General features: G+C 39.3%; 16 protein-coding genes. 5 read left to right on the forward strand and 11 right to left on the reverse strand.

The window, feature by feature from the left end; genetic code table 11:
- Nucleotides 1-29: 29 nt before the first annotated feature.
- The 5 genes from LY11_RS06750 to LY11_RS06770 all read right to left on the reverse strand — a co-directional run bounded on the left by LY11_RS06750 (nt 30) and on the right by LY11_RS06770 (nt 4,736).
- On the reverse strand, nt 30-1,637 hold the full coding sequence (locus LY11_RS06750; protein WP_111632965.1) for a S8 family peptidase: 1,608 nt from the start codon (nt 1,635-1,637) through the stop codon (nt 30-32).
- A 190-nt stretch (nt 1,638-1,827) separates the two neighbouring features.
- Nucleotides 1,828-2,619, reverse strand: a complete 792-nt coding sequence (cobA, locus tag LY11_RS06755) for a uroporphyrinogen-III C-methyltransferase (protein ID WP_111632966.1) — start codon at nt 2,617-2,619, stop codon at nt 1,828-1,830.
- Nucleotides 2,620-2,706: 87 nt separating this feature from the next.
- Nucleotides 2,707-3,144 (reverse strand): RrF2 family transcriptional regulator, encoded by a 438-nt coding sequence (locus LY11_RS06760; protein WP_111632967.1) that lies wholly within the window; start codon nt 3,142-3,144, stop codon nt 2,707-2,709.
- Nucleotides 3,145-3,194: 50 nt separating this feature from the next.
- Complete coding sequence (locus tag LY11_RS06765; protein ID WP_111632968.1) at nt 3,195-4,421, reverse strand: sterol desaturase family protein; 1,227 nt, start codon at nt 4,419-4,421, stop codon at nt 3,195-3,197.
- A 69-nt stretch (nt 4,422-4,490) separates the two neighbouring features.
- Nucleotides 4,491-4,736, reverse strand: a complete 246-nt coding sequence (locus LY11_RS06770; protein WP_111632969.1) for a hypothetical protein — start codon at nt 4,734-4,736, stop codon at nt 4,491-4,493.
- A gap of 234 nt (nt 4,737-4,970) precedes the next feature.
- On the opposite strand from LY11_RS06770, the gene LY11_RS06775 reads away from it, so the two are divergent.
- Both LY11_RS06775 and LY11_RS06780 read left to right on the forward strand, forming a co-directional pair.
- Nucleotides 4,971-5,438, forward strand: a complete 468-nt coding sequence (locus LY11_RS06775) for a hypothetical protein (protein ID WP_111632970.1) — start codon at nt 4,971-4,973, stop codon at nt 5,436-5,438.
- Between the two features lie 94 nt (nt 5,439-5,532).
- Entirely contained in the window at nt 5,533-6,861 is a 1,329-nt protein-coding gene (locus LY11_RS06780; protein WP_111632971.1) for a sigma-54-dependent transcriptional regulator, read from the forward strand.
- 21 nt (nt 6,862-6,882) lie between these two features.
- Here the strand turns inward: LY11_RS06780 and LY11_RS06785 are convergent, their stop codons facing one another.
- The 6 genes from LY11_RS06785 to LY11_RS06810 form a co-directional block, all read right to left on the reverse strand.
- Nucleotides 6,883-9,468: a hybrid sensor histidine kinase/response regulator gene (locus LY11_RS06785; RefSeq protein ID WP_111632972.1), complete on the reverse strand. Its 2,586-nt coding sequence runs from the start codon at nt 9,466-9,468 to the stop codon at nt 6,883-6,885.
- 51 nt (nt 9,469-9,519) lie between these two features.
- Entirely contained in the window at nt 9,520-10,119 is a 600-nt protein-coding gene (locus LY11_RS06790) for an alpha-ketoglutarate-dependent dioxygenase AlkB family protein (protein WP_111632973.1), read from the reverse strand.
- On the reverse strand, nt 10,092-10,358 hold the full coding sequence (locus LY11_RS06795; protein ID WP_111632974.1) for an Ada metal-binding domain-containing protein: 267 nt from the start codon (nt 10,356-10,358) through the stop codon (nt 10,092-10,094). The genes LY11_RS06790 and LY11_RS06795 overlap by 28 nt, the downstream gene beginning before the upstream one ends.
- A gap of 5 nt (nt 10,359-10,363) precedes the next feature.
- Entirely contained in the window at nt 10,364-11,077 is a 714-nt protein-coding gene (locus tag LY11_RS06800) for a 2OG-Fe(II) oxygenase (RefSeq protein WP_111632975.1), read from the reverse strand.
- 1 nt (nt 11,078) lies between these two features.
- On the reverse strand, nt 11,079-11,927 hold the full coding sequence (locus LY11_RS06805) for a bifunctional helix-turn-helix domain-containing protein/methylated-DNA--[protein]-cysteine S-methyltransferase (protein WP_111632976.1): 849 nt from the start codon (nt 11,925-11,927) through the stop codon (nt 11,079-11,081).
- An 83-nt stretch (nt 11,928-12,010) separates the two neighbouring features.
- Nucleotides 12,011-12,565 carry a hypothetical protein gene (locus tag LY11_RS06810; protein WP_111632977.1) on the reverse strand — a complete coding sequence of 185 codons (555 nt, stop codon included), beginning with the start codon at nt 12,563-12,565 and terminating at the stop codon, nt 12,011-12,013.
- A gap of 233 nt (nt 12,566-12,798) precedes the next feature.
- Between LY11_RS06810 and LY11_RS06815 the strand changes: the two genes are divergently transcribed.
- The 3 genes from LY11_RS06815 (at nt 12,799) to LY11_RS06825 (ending at nt 16,393) form a co-directional block, all read left to right on the forward strand.
- On the forward strand, nt 12,799-12,993 hold the full coding sequence (locus LY11_RS06815) for a hypothetical protein (protein ID WP_111632978.1): 195 nt from the start codon (nt 12,799-12,801) through the stop codon (nt 12,991-12,993).
- Between the two features lie 77 nt (nt 12,994-13,070).
- The gene (locus LY11_RS06820; RefSeq protein WP_111633119.1) at nt 13,071-14,243 is read left to right on the forward strand and encodes an HlyD family secretion protein; all 1,173 of its coding nucleotides are present in this window, start codon (nt 13,071-13,073) and stop codon (nt 14,241-14,243) included.
- Nucleotides 14,240-16,393 carry a peptidase domain-containing ABC transporter gene (locus LY11_RS06825; RefSeq protein WP_111632979.1) on the forward strand — a complete coding sequence of 718 codons (2,154 nt, stop codon included), beginning with the start codon at nt 14,240-14,242 and terminating at the stop codon, nt 16,391-16,393. Before LY11_RS06820 ends, LY11_RS06825 begins: the two co-directional genes overlap by 4 nt.
- The last annotated feature ends 383 nt before the right edge of the window (nt 16,394-16,776 follow it).

Below are 16,776 nucleotides of genomic sequence, written 5' to 3' on the forward strand. Positions count from 1 at the left end.
CGCCATTTTTTATTGAAATTTATAGGATTTTATTTATAATCAGCCGCTAGTTTCAAAGCATTATAAGCATTGACAATTCCACCTGAGATACAAATGACTGCAAAAGGTACAGATTTCGGAGTTTCCCCGTCAGCACCTTCAATATCTACATTATGGTCAACTTTCACCACTGATTTCATAATAATTTCCTTAACCTGCACCGCAGTCAATTTAGGATAGTATTCTCTGATCAATGCGGCAACACCTGCCACTACAGGAGCAGCCATACTTGTACCGTTATAAGCTTCATATTTCGATCCCGGTACTGTAGAATAGATTTTCACACCTGGTGCAAATACATCAACAGTTGTTTTTCCATAGTTAGAAAAGTCAGCTTTCAAAGTTTTATCATCAGCAGATCCCGAAGCACCTACTACAATATAAGCTGCTGCTGTTCCACCACCTTCATATCTGCGGTCTGGAAAGCTTTTCTCTACATCAAGATCTTTATTGTCATTTCCTGCCGCCTGAATAATCAGTACATCCTTAGACATGGCATATTTAACGGCCTCATCCACAGTTTTCTTATCCCATGAATACGCTTTACCAAAACTCATATTCAAAACCTTTGCGCCATTAGCTACTGCATAACGGATTGCATTGGCAACGTCTTTATCACGTTCATCGCCATCTGGTACGCTACGTACACCCATAATCTGAACGTTATCAGCCACACCTTTAATACCAAGGTTATTGGTACGGTTTGCAGCTATAATTCCGGATACGTGTGTTCCGTGACTTGCATCAGGACCTGTAACGTCATTATTTCCATAATCTTTTTGTTTGCTGTCTGCGTAGTTATCTCCTACAAATTCAGCCCGGGGATCAAAATCAAGGTTTAAATTATAAGCCAGCTGATCCTGGTAGTGCTCCAGGCCTTTCACGATCTGTGCTTTGTAGAAATCCTCATAAGTTGAGTTCTGCAATTGAGAAACCATGATGTTTTTCAAACGGCCTTCTATATCAGAGGCAGCTTTATAATTTTGGAAGTCTGCTAAAGTTGGGTTTTCTTTACCCATGCTCTTCACCATGGCATCCAATGCAATTTTTAAACCACCAATGTTTGCAACTGCATTTTTAGCTTCATTCGTTTGTTTATCGAAATCAGTTTGTTCTTTTTGATACTGGTCAAATGCTGCTTTGTCATCCGGTTTAACGGTTTCTGCAGTTACCCCTTCAAACCTGGCTTTATCTCTGCGCAATACGCGGGTAAGCTCTAAAGCTTCATGACTTACTGAACCTTTCGCTGAACCAATAAAGTTCCAGCCATTCACATCATCTATATATCCGTTTTTATCGTCATCTTTTCCATTACCGGCAATCTCTTTTTTATTTACCCAGATTACACTCAGTAAATCTTCATGTTTGATGTCAACTCCGCCATCCAGTACACCCACAATAACTGGTGTTGATTTTTTACCTTTTAGTAATTCCAGGTATGCTTTTTCAGTACTTACACCAAATACAGAATCTTTTTTAAAGTCAAGGTTATGCCAGTTATCTTTCTGAGCCTGAGCAAAAGAGCTGAATCCTAACCCAGCTATAAGTGCAGCGCTGAATATACCACGCAATACAACTTTATTTTTCAATGTGTTCATATGTGTTAATTAAATTATACTCTAAACGTTAATATTGATGTTTAGTTATGCCGCAGCTATCAAATTTAGCTTAACTGCGAGCTTTCACCTTTATATTCAAAGGTAACGGTTTGCGCCTGATTATAAATCAAAAAGCCAGGAATTTCTCCTGGCTTTTTATTATAAACTATTAAGACTCTTATTTAACTCCTTATCCTTCAGAAAGCAGATGATAGAAATCTCTGATCCTGGCAAAAGAAGGATGTAAGGAAACAACATCACCAAAAACTAAAACAGCGGGAGAAGAAATTTTATGATCTTCAATGAGTTCTGCGATAGTTTCTACTACGCCTACGATTGTTTTCTCATCGTGAGCAGATCCATTTTCAATAACGGCAACTGGTAATCTACCTTTTCCTTCAGCCATAAAGATCGCGGCAATCTCTCTGATCCTCTCAATTCCCATTAACACGACAACAGTTGCTTTGGATTGTGCTGCACCTTTTAAATCTGAAGAGATCTCCCCTTTCGAGTTCACTCCGGACAGTACCCAGAAGCTTTCACTCATATTCCCGTAAACCATCGGGATCTTATGCAAACCGGGAACACCGATCGCACTGGAAATACCTGGTACAATTTCAGTTTTAATACTGTAAGATTCAGCAAAATTTATTTCTTCGAAGCCTTTGGCAAAAACGAATGGATCACCACTTTTAAGCCTGACCACATGGCCGTAATTCAAAGCGTAATCGATCATTAATTTATTTACGGCATCTTGTGAGAAGGATTCTCCATCAAACTGGCTTCCTACAAAGATTTTGATAGCATGTTCCGGGGCATGATTCAGTAATGCGCCGTTCACTAAGGCATCATATAATACAACGTCTGCAGTGTTGAGTGCTTTTACTCCTTTTAAACTAATTAAATCAGGATCTCCGGGGCCGGCTCCTACTAAAGTGATACGGGGTTCCTGAATGCTGTTTTTTATTTTATTTAAAATCATAACCGGCTATTTTAAAGGTTTATATACTTGCTGATACACAAATATAATAAAGTCTATTTAAATAGTAGTCTTTTTTTTATAATAAATTTAAAACATCATTTCGCCATTGCTTTCACGTGCAATAACATCTGCAACAGAGGTCTTTGAAAGTACTTCAAGGGTTGCGTCTCTGACATCAATAAATGTCTTTCTGATCCCGCATGTTTTTTCATCATGACATTCATCACATTTACGATAGAATTTTAAACTTGCACAAGGAACCATAGCAATCGGCCCGTCTGTTATCCTTAGAATATCTACCAGATATATATCTGCCGCATTCTTATTCAGACTATAACCTCCTCCTGCACCTTTTTTACTGTACAGATAACCTGCATTACGCAAATCCAATAATATCTGTTCCAGGAATTTTCTGGGTATCATCTCCTGTTCTGCCAATCTTACGATTTGCATTGGAGGATTCTCAACGTTCTTGCCTAAAGCCACCAGTGCTTTAATGGCATATTTTGTTTTCTTAGACAACATATTAGAAACAAAGTTAAGAAAAGATTTAGGTATTGATAAATGTCACGGATTTAATATAACGTTTCGTCACGCAATACATAGCGATAATATAATTTGCTGAGCTGAAAGTACTGCTCCATCAGTAGCATGACAACTGCAGGAAGAATAATCCACTCAAAAATCCCGGCTTTTCCGAGCATATAACTCAACAACAGGATTACCCGGATACATTCCAGTTCATAAATATACTTCCGTTGTTCCATCAGCGCACCACAATTAACCAGCGTCAGCAGGACGGTTGCGGCAATAAATAGCTTATCAACTGTACCAAGCACGGGAAACCAGGCTGTAAAACCAGTAAGCAGCAGAATAGAGAAGATAACCTGCGCGTTGAGATAGTTTTTGATTTTAAACTGAGGATTGTCTTTGTGCCCCTGCATCAAAAACCTTTTTTCCAGCGCAGGGCGAATATCCTGATCTAATATTGCCGGACTTCCGAAAATAATCCGGCACTTCTGCTGAAAGCCTTTCACCCGGCTGCAGGCTTCTATAAGTTCCAGGTAATAGTGGAAATGCTGCCACAAAAAGCTATAGCTTTTTAATGGGTGCGTCAAACCATAATTTGGCTTTTCTTCTTCCAGCTGGAAAGTTCCGAAGAGCTTATCCCAAAAGGTAAATACATCCCCATAATTTTTATCCAGGTACTTTTCATCGCTGGCATGATGAACACCATGTAAGGAGGGAGTAATTAATATATGTTCCAGCCAGCCTAATTTGCCCACCAGCTGTGTATGGATGAAAAATGAATAAGCGCCGTGTACTAAAAGAATAGTAAAAACCATAACCGGATGAAAACCGATTAAAGGCAGAACCGCATAGAAAATATTGCGGATTAAGGCTTGAAGTGTAGTAATACGTGCGGAAACTGTCAGGTTGAATTCTTCACTTTGATGGTGAACGATGTGCGCTGCCCATAAAAAATTAACTTCATGTCCAAGCCGGTGGTACCAGTACCAAAGGAAATCTGTTGCCAGCATCAATATAATCCATACCCACCAGCTGTTTGGGATAGGAAGAATTGCATAATTGGTATATATCCAGTCAAATACCTGGTAAAAGCCAGCAGCGACAAAGAGGTTAATCAGGCGTTCTGCGATGCCGATACTTACATTAGCTACCGAGCTTTCATGTTTAAAGTAGTACTCTTTCTTTTTGCGCTTTGCCAGTTTATATTCCAGCAACAGAAAAATAAAGAATACAGGTATAATGAAAGCAAGGTAGTTTAAGGGTAACTTCATATCAGATATTTTTGATTTAATTAGTTCAAAAATACCTAATATAAATAAAAACTACTATTTTTATAGTCTTTATTTAATAAAGTCTTCGTAGAAGTTATCAGGAGCCTGTTCATTGATAGACTCTTCATTTTTAATCGTGGCGATCAGCGCAACCAATTTCTTTTCCAGTCTTTCATACTCTGATCTGTGCTGTTCAGCTTTTTCAGCAGAAAGCCCATCACCTTCAACTGTTGTTGAAATTTTAGCCTGTAAATAAGAATTATAAGTCTCAGCGGTTTTTTCTGCCAGTGAATTCAGCATTTCTTTATAAGTCATCGTAGTTATGATTAAGTTCTAAGCCTTAATAACGTTTGCCAAAAGGATTTGTTCTAAGGAAGTTGCTGTGTTATGGGGGCAGAGTGTAGAGAATGTCTACATCATTATTTTACTGCAAAACACTTAAACAGCTAAACTAAAGCGTATTACCTGTTTTCTGGCACGCTGGCACCATTATGATACATAGCTAAACAGAATTAGTTAATTAGAATTTTAAATTTAAATAAACAGAATATGAGAAGTTTCATTTTATCAGCAGCAGTTTTAGCAATCGCAGGAGTATCAACAGTTAAAGCAAATGAAATTAAAAACCCAATTGCAATCCAATCAGATAGCGCAGCTTATTCAGTTAAATTAGATAGCACAGCTAACACATTCAGAACAGACAGCGCAGCTTATACAGTTGCAGCAGATAGCGCAATAAATACAGCAAAAACAGACAGTGCAGCTTTTACAGCAAGACTGGATAGTACTTCCAATATAGTTAAACAAGATAGTGCAGCTAAAGTACCGGTTAAAGTTGAAGCATTACCTGATCCGGTAAAAGCGACTTTAAAAGCTGATGCTTATAAAGAGTGGACACCAACTACAGCTTTTTTAATTACCAATGCTGATAAATCAACTTATTATCAGGTAGATGTTAAAAAAGACGACAAAGTAGCCTTCTTAAAAGTAGGTGCTGACGGTGTAGTTCAACAATAATTGCTACACACAATAAAATATAAATAATATAAAAGCCGGAAGTTCTCCGGCTTTTGTATTTTTGCCGTATATTCAAAAAGCGAAGCGGATACTTATGGCGAAAATACTTATTATTGAAGATGATCTAACTTTCTCTCAGTTGTTAGAAGGCTTTCTTAAAAAGCATGGTCATGAACCTTATGTTGTTCATGATGTCAAAAGTACTTTCAAGATAATTTCGCAACACAATTTCGAACTCTTTCTGATAGATTACCGCCTTCCCGATGGAACTGGCTTAGATGTACTCGCACATTTGCGCGAAAACGGATTAAACTATCCGGTAGTCATCATGACCAGTTTTAATGATGTAAGAACTGCAGTAAAATCAATCCAGCTTGGCGCAATAGATTATATTACCAAACCTGTGAATCCTGATGAACTGCTGATGATCATCAGAGGTTCCCTGGAGAAAAAAGAAGAAAAAAGCCAGCCTGCTTCGGTTGAACATGAAGACTTCATTAAAGGAAAAAGCACAACAGCAGATAAGTTGTACGCACATATAGACCTGGTTGCTCCCACAGATATGTCTGTGATTATCCAGGGAGAAAGCGGAACAGGTAAGGAATATGCTGCCCGTACTTTACATACCCAAAGTAAACGGAATACCAAACCTTTTGTAGCAATTGATTGCGGAGCCCTTTCTAAAGACCTGGCTGCAAGTGAACTGTTTGGTCACGTTAAAGGTGCTTTTACAGGAGCCGTCAATGATAAAAAAGGGCAGTTTGAGGCTGCTGAAGGTGGCACCTTATTTTTAGACGAAGTTGGAAACCTGAGTTATGAAGTTCAGGTAAAACTATTAAGGGCTTTACAGGAAAGGGTCATTCAGCCTTTAGGCAGTACTAAAAAGATTCCTGTTAATGTGCGGATCATCACTGCAACGAATGACGACCTGTTAACCAGCATCCAAAACGGAGAATTCCGTGAAGATTTATATCATCGTTTAAACGAATTTAAAATCCTTTTGCCTGCTTTACGTGACCGCGGTAAGGATCTGGAACTGTTTATCAATCATTTCATCAAACTTTCCAATACTGAACTGCACAGGAATGTACAGCATCTTTCCGGCCCGGTAAAAGACCTGCTTTTGCAATATGACTGGCCGGGAAATTTAAGAGAGCTGAAAAATGTGATTAAAAGGATGGTTTTATTGACCCCTACTGATACTGCTGGCATTGAATCTCTGCCTGATGAAATGATTCTGGCGATTAAACAGACTCCTAAACCGGGTGGTTCAGATCTTAAAGCGATCAATGAAAGCAATGAAAAAACACTGATCATGGAAACACTGATCAAAGTCAAGTATAACAAATCTAAAGCAGCAAAACTTCTTAATATAGACAGAAAGACACTTTACAGTAAAATGGAGCGTTACGAGATCGAATAGACTGATCAATCTTTTGATTAGCTAATTTTCTGATTTACCAATCTTCTGATCTACCAGCTGCATGAGCAAACCCAGTCTTTTGATTAAGTTTTCCAGTTTATCCTGATGGCTCCGGCCAATATCCTGCACCTCAGAGAGTTCAATTTCCATTGTCCGGAATTCTGCTGCAAGCTGTCCTGAACCCATTTGTGCAGTTCTTCCGGCAATACGGTGAACGATTAACCTGGCTAAAGGCTGATCATTTGAAGTGATACTTTGCTGAAGCTCCACCACATCATGCTGGCAGTCTTCCTTAAATCTGTTCAGAATACTTAATAACAATTCCTCATCACCAAAAGTCATCTTTTCTACGATCGTGGTATCCAGTGCAATTCCATCAAATTCATCCTTTATTTGCTTTTGAGACACTGATTTAACTTCGTGTAACTGTGCTTGCTGCACTTCCTGCTGTTGTTGCTGAACTGCATTTTCAGGCACTGCTGTTGTAATGAAAACATTAAGCAGATCACTTTCCCTGAACGGCTTCATAATCAATCCATCGAACCCTTGCTGCAATACCGATTCCAGTTCTTCTGGTAAAACCTGGGCGGTCATTGCATATATTTTAATGTCAGAAGGAATCCTGGCTTTCATCAAACCACAAAGTTCTGCTCCTGAAATCTCAGGCATCCGCATGTCCATCAGAATATATTTCACTTCAGGGTCCCAGTCCGCAGCCAGCATAGCAGCCGGTGTATTAAAGCAGACATGATTAATCTTCTCTTTCGTAAAAATGATCTGACACAGGTCAAGAATCAGCTGATCGTCGTCTACGACCCAAACTTTATCTTTCACATAGATCTTTTCACTAAGCTGTGGCACTTTATTTTCTCCAACTGGTATAGCTGCGATTTTAAAAGTCAGGTATACGGTAAAAACACTCCCTTCTCCGGGTTTACTTTTGACATAAATACGGCCGTCCTGATTTTCTACCAATGATTTAATGATCGTTAGCCCAAGCCCTGCACCTGCTTTATTGATCACCTCTTTATCGGGTGAATCAATCTGCTCAAATTCATTAAAAATACGGCTGCTTTCTTCTTCAGTTAATCCGATCCCCGTATCTTTTACCATGAAAGTAAAATGAAGATTGTCTGATTGCCTTTTATAAAAAACGCTCAGCAATACTTCGCCTGTTTGTGTAAACTTAATCGCATTACTCATCAGGTTATATAAAATCTGTTTGAGTCTGAAAGCATCGCCAACTACAAATTCCGTATCATGCAGTTCGATTATTTTCCGCATTTCCAGGTTTTTCTGTTCTGCCTGCGGCTCCATGATCATAATTACTTCTTCCAGCAGCTCCCTGATATTAAAAGGTTTTTGCTGAAAAGTGAATTTTCCTGATATAATACGGTTATAATCCAAAATTTCATTCACAATCTGAAGCAAATGCTCAGAAGAGTGGTAAATCGCATCAATATCTTTCTGTTTAGGGTGTTCCTGCTCCCTGATAATTTCTGCATAGCCAATAATGGATTGTAAAGGTGTTCTGATTTCATGGCTCATATTGGAAAGGAAGCGTTGCTTTGCCATTCCATGATACTCCGCTTCATCTCTTGCAGCTTCGAGCTCCTTTCTATAGAGGTTACTTTTCGTAATATCTGTTAAAATCAGGTACAACAACACGACTGTTAGCAGGAAAAAGCCAATCATAATAAAGCTGATCCTGGTAATCCCGGTATTCACTACGGCTTTTGCTTCTATGCCGTTTTGCTCGATCTGGGCTACCACCTCGGCTTCTACTTTTCTCAGAATATCAAGCATCTGACGGATCAGCGCGTCATTCGCATTGGCAAGAATAGCTTCTCTGTCTAAAAAGCGTGCACTTTTCAATTGCTGCTCTTTCGCTATAGTACGCAATGATTTCTCCAGTCCCTTTGCGATTACAGTCTCCCCTGCTAAAGCAATGGTATCCCTTTTTATCTTTTCTTCATTGGTAACCTGATAAGATTTATCTTCTTCTTCCTTTTTCTTATTAAACAGGCGGTTGAAAAATCCCTTGCGTTGTTTAGACTCATCGACAGGCAATATCGTAACTGTTGAAGTCTTTTTCTCTGTCGTAACAATAGTACTATCTTGCTGCTGCTGCCCCTTGTTGACCAGTTCATTCAGCTTTTGGACCTCCTGAGTAAATGATTTATTATTCACGAGCCCTTCTCTGACTTTAAGGTAGCTGATAAACTGTTTATCCCTTTGAACGAGTAGTTTTTCTATGGATTTAATCCTGCTCAGCTGAACAGAATCAGAAGCATACATCCCTCCTAAAGTATCCAGCATAAACCTGAGCTGTCCGGACTGTTTAAAGAAATTACTATAGTTACCGGGTGAATTGAAAGCCAGGTTTTTTTGCTGCTGATCCAGACTTGCTATTTTTCGGGAAACCAGGTTAACCAGTCGTAATTTGACGTTAGGAGTTGAAATGGTATCTACTGTATTCAGCATTTCATCAAAAGCTATTTTACTAACTCCCCAGGCTAAAAAAAGGGCAAAAAAGGCCAGGGTGAAACCTATTATAATTTTGCCTTTGGCATCGCTTAAAAAACTTTTCCGGGAAACATCTATCATTCGCTGGTTTTGATAATATCCAGTAAAGATAACAATGATCAAAAGAATTTGTTACACGATAGTCCTGAAGGTTAGGTTTATTCTCGGGCGGGTAACTTTAGTGGTCTTTGGTAAACGGTGCAGCCAGTGTGTTTGTGTAGTTCCTTTCATGACCAGTAAACTCCCGTTTTCCAGCAGTAATGAAACCACTTGTTTCGTATCTTTATGCTTGAAAGCAAATTTACGTTCTGCACCAAAACTTAAGGAAGCGATCGTCGTATTCCTGCCCAGCGATTTTTCATCATCACTATGCCAGGCCATTCCTTCATCGCCATCATGGTATAAATTAAGCAGGCAAGAATTAAACCTGGCACCTGTTTGCAATTCTACTGACTGTTTTAAGGCAAGCAGGTCTGCTGTCCATAAAAGGGCATGTTTAGTTGTATTAGAGTAAGTATAGGCATATTCTGCGTCTCCATACCAGGCCACTTTCCTTTTGGTGATGATATGTTTGCCAAAAATGACTGCTTCATCATTTTTCCAGATGATGTCATTCATCAGCCGCTCCAGATAGTAAGTGAGCTGATCAGCGGGTACTAAATGTCCGTAATAAATCACCTCGCCATCATAAGGCAGCAAATTCACTAATTCTCCGGTACTGAATAAATCCATTTCTTATATAAATTTCTTTTGCAATTTCCGCATGGGCGGTATCCGTTAGCTATGGCCTGCTGTTCATCCGTAAAAAACACTCTGTTCTCTGCTTTCATCCGCTTTCCGCTTTTACAACCCAGCAGTCCGTAAATCTTTAGTTTTTTATTTCCACCTAAGGTAATTACACCTCGCCTGATCAGCATTCTGAGCCGGACAGCGCTAATATCGGTATGGTTCAGTAAATTTACAGGATTCATCGGTTTTAAGTTAATGCGTCATGAAAAATGATCCCAACCGCGTAACGTTCGCCGCTTTGCACTTCACTGATCCCATGTTTCATTTTCATCTGGTAATAGCCTTTGCTGCCTTTTGCGGGTCTGAAATTAGTGGTAAACAATAACATATCTCCCTTACGGGGCTTCAATACGATCGCTTTGGACTGTGCCCTGGGATTCTGCTGGGTCAGCACAAACTCCCCGCCTTCATAATCTTCTCCGGGTTCATTTAAGAACAGTACCAGTTGTATCGGAAAATAAACATCTCCATAAAGATCCTGATGTAAGGTATTATATCCTCCCTGCCCATATTTCAAAATCAGTACAGTTGCTTTGGTTTGCTGCTGCGCTTCACATTTCGTTAAAAATTCTTCATGAAGCAGCGGATATTGATTATCCAGCTGAAGAACTTTCATCCAGGTATTCGCAATCGGAGCAAGATAGGGATAAACTGTTGTTCTGATGGACTGGATCAAGGCAGGTAAAGGATAATTGAAATATTTATATTCCCCGATACCAAAACGGTATCTTTCCATAACCACGGTCTTGCGATAACCATCCGGATTTTGATAACTACTGATCAATCCAGCACAATCCTCTGCCGTTAATAAATTTTCAAGCACAGCATAACCCTGATCATTCATATTTTCTGTAACCCGCTGCCAGCCGGCAGCTGCTATTTTTTCTTCCACTGTCTTCATCTTATGCTTCGCTGATTGTCATTGCCGCTTCCCACCCGATTATAGCCGTTTTGCGCGTACTTCCCCAGTGATACTGACCTAACGTACCCGTGGACTGAATTATCCGGTGACAAGGAATAATAAAGGCCACCGGGTTAGCGCCTATAGCTGAACCTACCGCTCTGGAAGCAGACGGCATTCCTATCTCTTTGGCAACAGCACCATAAGTTGTCAATTGTCCGGCAGGAATTTTCAATAAAGTTTCCCATACTTTCAATTGGAAATCTGTTCCTTTTAAATGCAGTTTGATCTCGCTGATGCGGTCCCAGTCGTGCGTAAAAATGTATAGGGCATGCTGTTGAGCAGCATCTGCAAACTGCCGGTACACTGCATTAGGGAATTTGGTTTTCAAGTCTTCCAGTGCATCTTCAGCCCTATCAGTAAAAGCAATATGACAAATTCCTTTAGCGGTTGAAGCTACCAGGATGTTACCAAAGGGTGTTTCGGCAAAGCTATAGTTGATGGTCAGATGCTCCCCTCCGTTTTTATATTCACCCGGGGTCATTCCTTCAATATTGACAAACAGATCATGCAGCCTGCTTGTTCCGGAAAGACCTGTTTCAAATGCAGTTTCAAACAGGGTAGCCTGATTTTCTTTCAGCATTTTCTTCGCGTGTTCAACGGTCAGGTATTGCAGAAATTTCTTTGGACTTACGCCTGCCCACTCCGTAAATAACCGTTGAAAGTGAAAGGGGCTAAGATTGATTTTTTCGGCAACTTCCTCCAGCCCGGGCTGGGTTTTAAAGTTACCATTGATATAACTTATTGCCTGGGCAATGCGGCTATAATTAGTTTCTTCTTGTGCTTTCATTTTTTTCGTATAATTGATTTGACCATACAAAAATAAAGGCCCGGACAAGTTTTACCGACCCGAAACTTGCTCAGTTTCAATAATTATTTACTTCCGGTAGCTTCATCCAGTTCTTTCATATACAGGTAGTAAGCAGCAATATAAGTTAGCTCATGATGGCTGGGTTTAGCGATAAACTGCTTAAAATCATCAATATCATTCTGAGTAAAACCCATTTTCACAAAAAAAGGCTGGGCAAAATCCCACTCTTCCAGGTTCACCTTTTTATTTTCAAGCCTTTTATAGAGCTGTAAGGATTCTACAAATTGACGATAGTCCTGTGTATCCTTAAACTTGTCCATAAATACGATCATTGTGCGGTAAGTAGCAGGCTGTCCTTCCTCCATCGCAGTTCTTAAAAATGCGGAAAGCACTGAGCCTTTCCATAACACACTATCCACATTTCCATAGTTTCCGCAATGTTTTAAGATTTCAAGATCTCTCAAAAAAAGAGAGTCATTTTGCACTGTCTGATGTTTAGCAAAATAAGGTTCCCGATCAAGCACCTGGTTACAATCAATTCCTTTCTGCGCGAATGACATTAAATTTATGCCGAAAAGCAAGCTGATCAATAGGGTATAAAAAATATATTTCTTCATAAAAAAATAGCGATGAAAGGCAGACAAGGTAATAAAATCCTGTTATCAACATGAATTGTTTGCGCCTATTTAAACGGTTCTGTTTCTGTAGCAACCAATAATGAATAAATTGAACAGGAAGCACCGTCATGTTTTAGCTTCTTATTATCTAATTTCGATTCAGCGTTTGACCAAAGAGGCGTACCCTGAAAAGCCTTCAATGAGTAAGGAACTATTCGTAACAAGCTATTATTATGAGAAAATTAGAGTTAAAAAATCTTGGTGTTCAGGAAATGAATACAACGGAAATGCTGAATACCGAAGGCGGAAGTCTGCTGAGTTTTCTTGACGGATTACTTGGGGGTGTAAATACATTGTTAGGCAACGTGGTAAATACTTTGAATAAAATATTATCTCCACTGATCAATATTGGCATCGGTCCTTTTTAAAAGATTAGAATTTAAAATTCTTACTGATAACCGTTATGCCAGATTGCAGCATAACGGTTATTTTATATGCTGCCCATATGTCTCTGTCTAATTATACAGTTGAAACTATATCGAGTAATTCCATTGTTTACCGTTCAAAGATTGGTAAGCCCAGCCAATTTATCTATATCGCTACCGTACTGGCTATCTTAGCTACTTTCATCGCATTACCGTTTATTAAAACTCCGATCAGTGTAAAAAGCAGTGGCCTTTTACAGTCCTCTATGGAGAAAACAGAGCTTACTGTTCCAGTTAATGGCAGAATTATCCAGCTCGGATTGAAAGATAATCAAAAGGTAAAACAAGGCGACCTGTTAATAGTCATTGATGCTTCTGCACAAAAAAAACAAGATGCACTGGTACAAACACGCCAGGGACAAATCAGTGAGTTTTTACAAGACCTGAACAAATTATTAGAATACATTCAATGGAACGGATATAGTTATCCAAATCCAAAAACCGGCCAGTATACCGCAGCCTGGCAGGAATTTGCCCAAGAATCTGAAAATGCCAGAATCGCTAAAGAACAGACAGAAACCACTTTCAACAGGTATAATAAATTGTATCAAAGTAAGGTGGTGACTGAATCTGAATATGAAAAATATAAGTTTGAAAAAGAACAGGCAGCCTCTGCCTATCTGATGGTGACTACCAAATATAAAACCAGGTGGCAAACAGAAGCCAATCAATTCAGGAATGAACTGCGTCAGCTTTCCAGCCAGCAGGTAGATTTAAACGAACAGAAAAAACAATATACTTTAAGGGCTCCGATCAGCGGCTCTGTTCAGAATCTTTCTGGTATCCAAAAAGGAGCTTATGTATTTGCGAATCAAAAGATCGGTGAGATCTCACCAGATACCAATATTACTGCTTTCTGTTATATTAAACCGGCCGACATCGGGCTGATCAGAAAAGGACAGGAAGTCAGGTTCCAGGTGGATGCTTTTAATTATAATCAATGGGGACTGGCAACCGGGCAGGTGCTCGATATATCAGATGATATTATCATGATCAACAATAATCAGCCTGTGTTTAAAGTCAGATGTAACCTGACTAAAAACTACCTGGTGCTGAAAAACGGTTATAAAGGGTTTTTAAAAAAGGGAATGAACTTTACTGCACGTTTCACGGTTACTGAGCGCAGTTTATATCAGTTATTATATGATAAAGTTGATGACTGGGTAAATCCAAATGTAAGCGACAAAATATGAGCACCAAAGTAAAACAAAGGGACATTACAGATTGTGGTGCGGCATGCTTAGCGTCAATTGCTTCCCATTTTAAACTGGATCTTTCTGTTGCCCGTATCCGGCAACTGGCGGGTACAGATAAAAAAGGAACAACAGTTTTAGGATTGGTAGAGGCTGGCCGTAAATTAGGCTTTGAGACTGCTGGTGTAAAAGGCCCTTTCGAGAGTTTGTTTAAGATTCCAAAACCTGCTGTCGCTCATTTAATTGTTGATCAGATTCTGCAGCATTACGTGGTGATTTATAAAGTGACCAGTAAATTTATAGAGGTAATGGATCCCGCTGATGGGCAAATGCACCGCAAAACGCATGAAGAATTTAAAAAGGAATGGACCGGGGCACTCGTTTTATTATTGCCTGCTGAGGAATTTCAGACCGGGAATGAGAAAATATCCGTACAAAGTCGTTTCTGGACCCTGATTAAACCACACAAAGCCATTCTGATCCAGGCACTGCTGGGTGCTATTGTATATACCGTACTGGGGCTGTCTACTTCCATTTTCGTCCAAAAACTAATAGATTTTGTATTGGTTGATGGTAACCGGAACCTGCTCAACCTGATGAGTATAGCAATGGTGATCATCCTGGCTGTTCAGCTTTTCATCGGCACTGCCAAAACAATATTCACTTTAAAAACAGGTCAGATGATTGATAGCCAGCTGATTTTAGGCTATTACAAACACCTGTTGAAATTACCGCAAGCATTTTTTGATACTATGCGTGTGGGTGAAATTATTTCAAGGATCAATGATGCTGTAAAAATCAGGGCCTTTTTAAACGATGTGAGCATTAACTTCCTGGTGAATATTTTTATCGTTTTCTTCTCGTTTATCATGATGTTCACCTATTACTGGAAGCTGGCATTGATCATGCTGACAGTAATCCCTTTATATCTTATCATTTATGTGATTACAGATAAGCTGAACAAGAAAGTACAAAGGAAACTCATGGAAGATTCTGCTGAACTGGAATCCCAATTAGTGGAAAGTCTGAATTCCGTGGGCACCATCAAACGTTTCGGTTTAGAATCTCATGCCAATGAAAAAACAGAAACCCGCTTTATTAACCTTTTACAAACAGGTTTTAAATCCAATATCAACTCTGTTTTTTCAGGAACTTCAACGGAATTAATATCAAGACTTTTAACCATAGTTTTACTATGGGTAGGTGCAGGATATGTACTCGAAGGGAATATCACCCCTGGTGAATTGTTATCATTTTATACCCTTATCGGTTATTTTACCGGCCCGGTTACCTCCTTGATCGGGATGAATAAAACGGTACAGGATGCAGTGATTGCAGCAGACAGGTTGTTTGAGATCATGGACTTAGAACGTGAAAGTGAGGAGAGCCAGATTGACCTTACTCCTGATAAAATTGGGGATATACATTTTGAAAAAGTTTTTTTCCGTTATGGAACCAGGCTCAATGTATTTGAAAATCTGAACCTGATGATCCCTAAGGGCAAGTTTACTGCTATTGTTGGCGAAAGTGGTTCAGGAAAATCGACCTTAATGTCAATTCTGCAAAATATTTATCCCATACAAGAAGGCAATGTACGTATAGGAAGTTATGACTTAAAGTACATCCGTAACTCTTCCCTGCGCCAGGCAGTAGCCGTTGTACCGCAAAAAATTGATTTATTTGCGGGTAATGTTATTGATAATATAGCAGTAGGTGATGATGAACCTGATATGCAAAAGATCATTGAAATATCCACGCAGCTCGGAATTATAGATTTTATAGAAACCTTACCCAGAGGGTTTCAAACTTACCTTGGAGAAAATGGCACCACTTTGTCTGGTGGACAGCGGCAGCGTATTGCAATAGCCAGAGCCTTGTACCGGAATCCGGAAATCCTTATTCTGGATGAGGCTACTTCTTCCCTCGACTCTGCTTCAGAATTGTACGTTCAAAAGATGATTGAGCTCTTAAAAGCGAATCAAAAAACAGTTATTGTTATTGCACATCGGTTAAGCACATTAAATCATGCAGATAAAATCATTGTACTGGACAAAGGAGTAGTTGTTGAACAGGGCACACACCATGAACTCATCTACAGTAAAGAGTCAGCTTATGCTAATTTATGGAAACTTCAATTACCACAACTATAATTCAATTTTCGATTGAGGTTTTCTTTGGGTCCGAATGAAGATAATTCCATTCTACAAAAAGAAAAACATACTTAAAATCAGTTAGTTAACACAAAACAATTACATCAAAACAGTCTCTGCTATCTTTTTTAATTCACCATTTGCCCCCTTAAACAGACAATGCACTAAATGAATGAATTGAATAACAACCAAAAGCAGTCATTGCGGCAGTTCAAAAACCCTGTTTTTAAGTATAAAAACCAAGTATTCAGCCACCTGCAAAACAAAAACATGCTATTACACACTTTTTCACTCTTCCAGGTTTTAGCCAAATATCATTACTTTCGTCAGAGTGTTTGGCCAACCTAGGCGTATCCTGAAAAGCCTTTAACGAGTAAGGAATT

The organism is Pedobacter cryoconitis (assembly GCF_003259615.1).
GTDB lineage: Bacteria > Bacteroidota > Bacteroidia > Sphingobacteriales > Sphingobacteriaceae > Pedobacter > Pedobacter cryoconitis.